Source organism: Alysiella crassa DSM 2578 (genome assembly GCF_000745955.1).
In the GTDB taxonomy this organism is placed as follows: domain Bacteria; phylum Pseudomonadota; class Gammaproteobacteria; order Burkholderiales; family Neisseriaceae; genus Simonsiella; species Simonsiella crassa.
This window is the reverse complement of the sequence record NZ_JQKH01000122.1, coordinates 1-3,988: the sequence shown is the minus strand read 5'-3', so window position 1 is coordinate 3,988 and position 3,988 is coordinate 1. Positions and strand designations below refer to the sequence as shown.

5 protein-coding genes are annotated in these 3,988 nt (G+C 45.1%); 2 read left to right on the top strand and 3 right to left on the bottom strand.

Going from position 1 to position 3,988, the window contains the following annotated elements:
- Window positions 1-207: 207 nt before the first annotated feature.
- The gene (locus Q338_RS12080) at window positions 208-522 is read left to right on the top strand and encodes a hypothetical protein (protein WP_147293657.1); all 315 of its coding nucleotides are present in this window, start codon (window positions 208-210) and stop codon (window positions 520-522) included.
- Between the two features lie 123 nt (window positions 523-645).
- Here the strand turns inward: Q338_RS12080 and hisB are convergent, their stop codons facing one another.
- The 3 genes from hisB to Q338_RS12065 form a co-directional block, all read right to left on the bottom strand.
- Window positions 646-1,239: an imidazoleglycerol-phosphate dehydratase HisB gene (hisB, locus tag Q338_RS12075; RefSeq protein WP_034295826.1), complete on the bottom strand. Its 594-nt coding sequence runs from the start codon at window positions 1,237-1,239 to the stop codon at window positions 646-648.
- A 217-nt stretch (window positions 1,240-1,456) separates the two neighbouring features.
- Window positions 1,457-2,215, bottom strand: coding sequence for an SDR family NAD(P)-dependent oxidoreductase (locus Q338_RS13915; protein WP_051968644.1), 759 nt, complete (start codon window positions 2,213-2,215; stop codon window positions 1,457-1,459).
- Window positions 2,212-3,294 carry a patatin-like phospholipase domain-containing protein gene (locus Q338_RS12065; RefSeq protein WP_034295824.1) on the bottom strand — a complete coding sequence of 361 codons (1,083 nt, stop codon included), beginning with the start codon at window positions 3,292-3,294 and terminating at the stop codon, window positions 2,212-2,214. The genes Q338_RS13915 and Q338_RS12065 overlap by 4 nt, the downstream gene beginning before the upstream one ends.
- A 173-nt stretch (window positions 3,295-3,467) precedes the next feature.
- On the opposite strand from Q338_RS12065, the gene Q338_RS12060 reads away from it, so the two are divergent.
- Window positions 3,468-3,988, top strand: a 521-nt coding sequence (locus Q338_RS12060) for a hypothetical protein (protein ID WP_034295822.1), incomplete at its 3' end; no start/stop codon positions are given.

Sequence of the window (3,988 nt, the reverse complement as noted above, 5' to 3'; positions counted from 1 at the left end):
CCGTGCGCACCAAATCCACCACAATATTTAAATTATTCAGTCATTTGGTGCGCACGGCGCACCCTACATGATTTGTGATTGGAAAAATTGTCGTGTACTGAAAGGCAGCCTGAAAATACAAGGAAATGATGATGAAAAATAAAAATTATGAACGCACAAAGTATGAAGAATTAAAAAGGAGTTTTTTATTTGCTGGTTTTTCTGCTTGTGTCTAAATTTCACAATGGTAAAGTGGATAGCTGGGGAAATAATGAAAGTGAATGGGGCTATGCCAGCTATCATTTTGAAGGATGTTTTAGTTTACCAATTGAGCAACTGATGTTAAATGTCATTGAAATTATTACCGAAGCAGGACGCTCTGTAACCACTCATGAGATATGTTTACAAGAAATCAATGACATTTTATCTAAATATACACCAGATGAATTATTTGCTGATTTAGATGATGAAGAAAAAGAAGATTTTTTATATAACCTTGAAATTGTGTTAAATAATCAAGTTTTATCTAAAAACATTGAGTAAATGTAAAATTCGGTGCGTGGACACGCCCTACAAAATTATTTTTCAGGCAGCCTGAAAACACATTCAACATCATACCAACTATGGGGGACAACTTATCGCACCCCCATATTTGGCATAATCAGATTACGCCGTCAAAGTCCCTTTGGTGGACGGCATTTTTCCTGCCATGCGCTCATCGTATTCCACCGCCATACGCAGCGCACGTCCAAACGCTTTAAACACGGTTTCCGCTTGATGGTGGGCATTTTTGCCACGCAAATTGTCAATATGCAAAGTCATCATCGCGTGATTGACCAAGCCATGAAAAAACTCGCTGAACAAATCCACATCAAACCGCCCAATCAAAGCGCGTGTAAAATCAATATTGTATTCCAAACCAGCGCGTCCCGATAAATCCAACACCACACGGCTCAAGGCTTCGTCCAAAGGCACATAAGCGTGTCCGTAGCGGCGAATGCCCACTTTGTCGCCCAATGCCGCTTTGAGTGCTTGCCCCAGCGTAATGCCGATGTCTTCCACCGTATGATGGTCGTCAATATGCAAATCGCCTTTGCAAACAATGTCTAAATCAATCAAACCGTGTCGTGCAATTTGGTCAAGCATGTGTTCCAAAAAAGGCACGCCTGTATCAAAATGCGCTTTGCCTGTGCCGTCCAAATTGATGGAAACGGTGATTTGGGTTTCGCTGGTGTTGCGGGTAATGGTTGCGGTACGCATGGTTTAAGTCCTTATTTAATCGTTGAATTTGATTTTCAGGCTGCCTTTCGGTACGCGACCCTTTTTCCAATCACAAAAACGTAGGGTGCGCCGTGCGCACCAAATGACTGAATCATTTAAATATTGTGGCAGATTTGATGCACACAGCGCACCCTACGATTATTTCTGCGACGTACTATCAGGCAGCCTGAAAATCGCCAAATATACCACATTTGACTTATTTATCTAATTTTCGCCGCATTGCCCAGCCCACCCATTTTTTTGGTAATAGATTGACCAATGCCACTAAATATTTCATTCTACGCGGAAAAATCGCCGTATCGTGTCCAGCTTCCAGTGCGGACATGATTTCCGCCACCGCGCGCGTTTCGCTGATTAAAAACGGCTTGTGTGCCGCGCTGCCGCCATTGAGTGCGCGAAGTTGCGCCGTGTCCACATAGCCGCTCGCCACCGCCAATACTTTGATTTTTTTAGACAATAAAGCCGCCCGATACGCCGCCGCCGTGTGCCACATCGCCCGTTTACATTGCGCGTACACGCTGGTGTAGGGATAGTCAATCAGCCCCGCCGCCGATGACAAGCACACCAGCGCGGCAGATTGTCCGCAGGCTGCCTGAACGTGTTGCGCCGCCCATTCAAAACCATCGTTAAATGCTTGTAAATTCACGGCAATCATTGCCGCGCTATCCGCTTCGTTTAATTCAAAACGGCGTTCATTCACATACCAGCCCGCCGCATAAATCACGCGTTGAAACGGCGTACATTGAGCCATTTTTTCAAATAATTCAAGCCGTTGAACTTTATCGCGCACATCGCAATGAACAATATGCCAATCAGGATATTGAATACTCAACTCATTGATTTTATGAATAGAACTTCCAATAATATAAATTTCCCACGCGCGTTCCGCGTGGTATTTCGCCAACGCCAAACCCATGCCGCTCGTGCCGCCGATAATGAGTATTTTTGGTTTCATAAATTTTTCTCTAAATAATCAATTGTTTGATTGTAACCATATTGCCATTGCGCGTCCATGTATTCGGCAAAACGGTCGGCATTCCCCAAATCCATTTTCAGGCAGCCTGAACGCCAATCGTATGATTTATTGAAATATTTTCCAGCCAAATCCGTCCGATTGTGGGCAAATGGCAAAATGTGGATATTCTCGTGTTTTTCCATAAAATCATGAACTTGTGCATGGCGCAAATTTGCAGGCGTGCCAAACACGCGCAAAATCGCAGGTTCAGCCAAATAGCGGTCGTAGCGTGGCTTACTTTCGGCGAACACAGTTTGCGCAAGCGCGTGCGCCAATTCTATCGGCACAAGGTCTATCACGCCGCCGCTACATTCGCCAAGATTTTGAATAAAAACCGTTTTTTGATAATACATATCCGCCACCGAAGCGGCTACGGCAGCCTGAAAATCGTCCGTGCGCTGAATGTGAATATGGCGGCTTTGACGATGGGACGCATGGGCAAAATTGGGGTTTTCAGGCAGCCTGAAATCGGCAAAATGGGGTGGGACAAATAAAACAGGTTTCCATTTAATTTGTTGATTTTCATCAATTAATCGGCTGGCAAAAATCAAAATATTGGGGGCGCGGTGTGTTGAAATATTGGTTAATTGGGCGGCGTATGTTGCCACATCGTCCAGCCATGTGTGGGGGCAAGGCAGCGATTGAAAAATGGCATATTGTTCCAATTCTTTCAATAATTTAACGGGCGTATCGCGGCGATGAAGCTGTGTCAAATACGACACGGAACGCGTTTGCCAAAACCGTAAGGCAGCCTGAAACGGCAGCGCAAAACGATGGGGCGGCGTTTGGCTGTGGCACAGCGATGTGATGGCATGGTAAAAATGGGCAGACGTGGCGAGCGTGTAAAGTGCTTTCGGTTCAGGGACTTGTGATATCAGCCATGCCGCCAAACTGCCGCCACAGCTCGCTAATAGGGCATGGGGGGCGCGGTCGGCTTGTACCAGCGCGGCATAGCTGCCCAGATAGTAGCCAAATCGTGCGCCGCCGCCTGTGAAAAGTTGCAAAATGGGGTAAGTCATTGTGTTTCCTAAAGTAATATTAAATGGGGCAATATTTTTTCAGGCTGCCTGAATTGAAATAATACTTTGTTTATTCTCTAAAATATTCGTGGTTTAATTGCTTTACTTTTATTGGTTTATTTGTCAAAATTTAATTAAATTTATTTTCAACATTCAACTTTTGGAGTTTTAACATGGCAAATGTATTGCGTATTACACACAATGGTGTGCAACAAGTCGTGCAATTAAACGAAGAAACGCAAGTGATTCAACATCTTCCCAACGCGACTTATGAATTGGTAAACGAAAACGGCGAAGTTTTGGAAGACGTGAGCAGCAAAGTGGTGGACGGTGCTTTGGTATTGGACAGCACGCCGCAAACGGCTGCGCCTGATGTGATTGTGCAAAATTATTCTTCGTTTTATCAAGCACCTGTGCTGAACAATGCCGACCATGTGAGCTATTCTATCGCCAGCAAAGCCAGCACGGTAAGCACTGGCGTAAGCGGCTGGGGCAATTGGGGCAGCGTGTTGTTGAGTTTGGGCGCAACGGCTGGTTTGGCTTATGCAATCAATGAATCACGAGACGATAACAATCATTCATCGTTCAATACATCATCTAATACGGCGACAAACTCAACGCCGCCTGTAACACCGCCAAGTAACACAAATACAACACCAGTCGTGCAACCTGCGCCTACTACACCTGTTACGCA

Coding starts and splice junctions, on each gene's coding strand:
- Q338_RS13915 (WP_051968644.1), bottom strand. CDS start 2,215: ATGAAACCAAAAATACTCATTATCGGCGGCACGAGCGGCATGGGTTTG.
- Q338_RS12065 (WP_034295824.1), bottom strand. CDS start 3,294: ATGACTTACCCCATTTTGCAACTTTTCACAGGCGGCGGCGCACGATTT.
- hisB (WP_034295826.1), bottom strand. CDS start 1,239: ATGCGTACCGCAACCATTACCCGCAACACCAGCGAAACCCAAATCACC.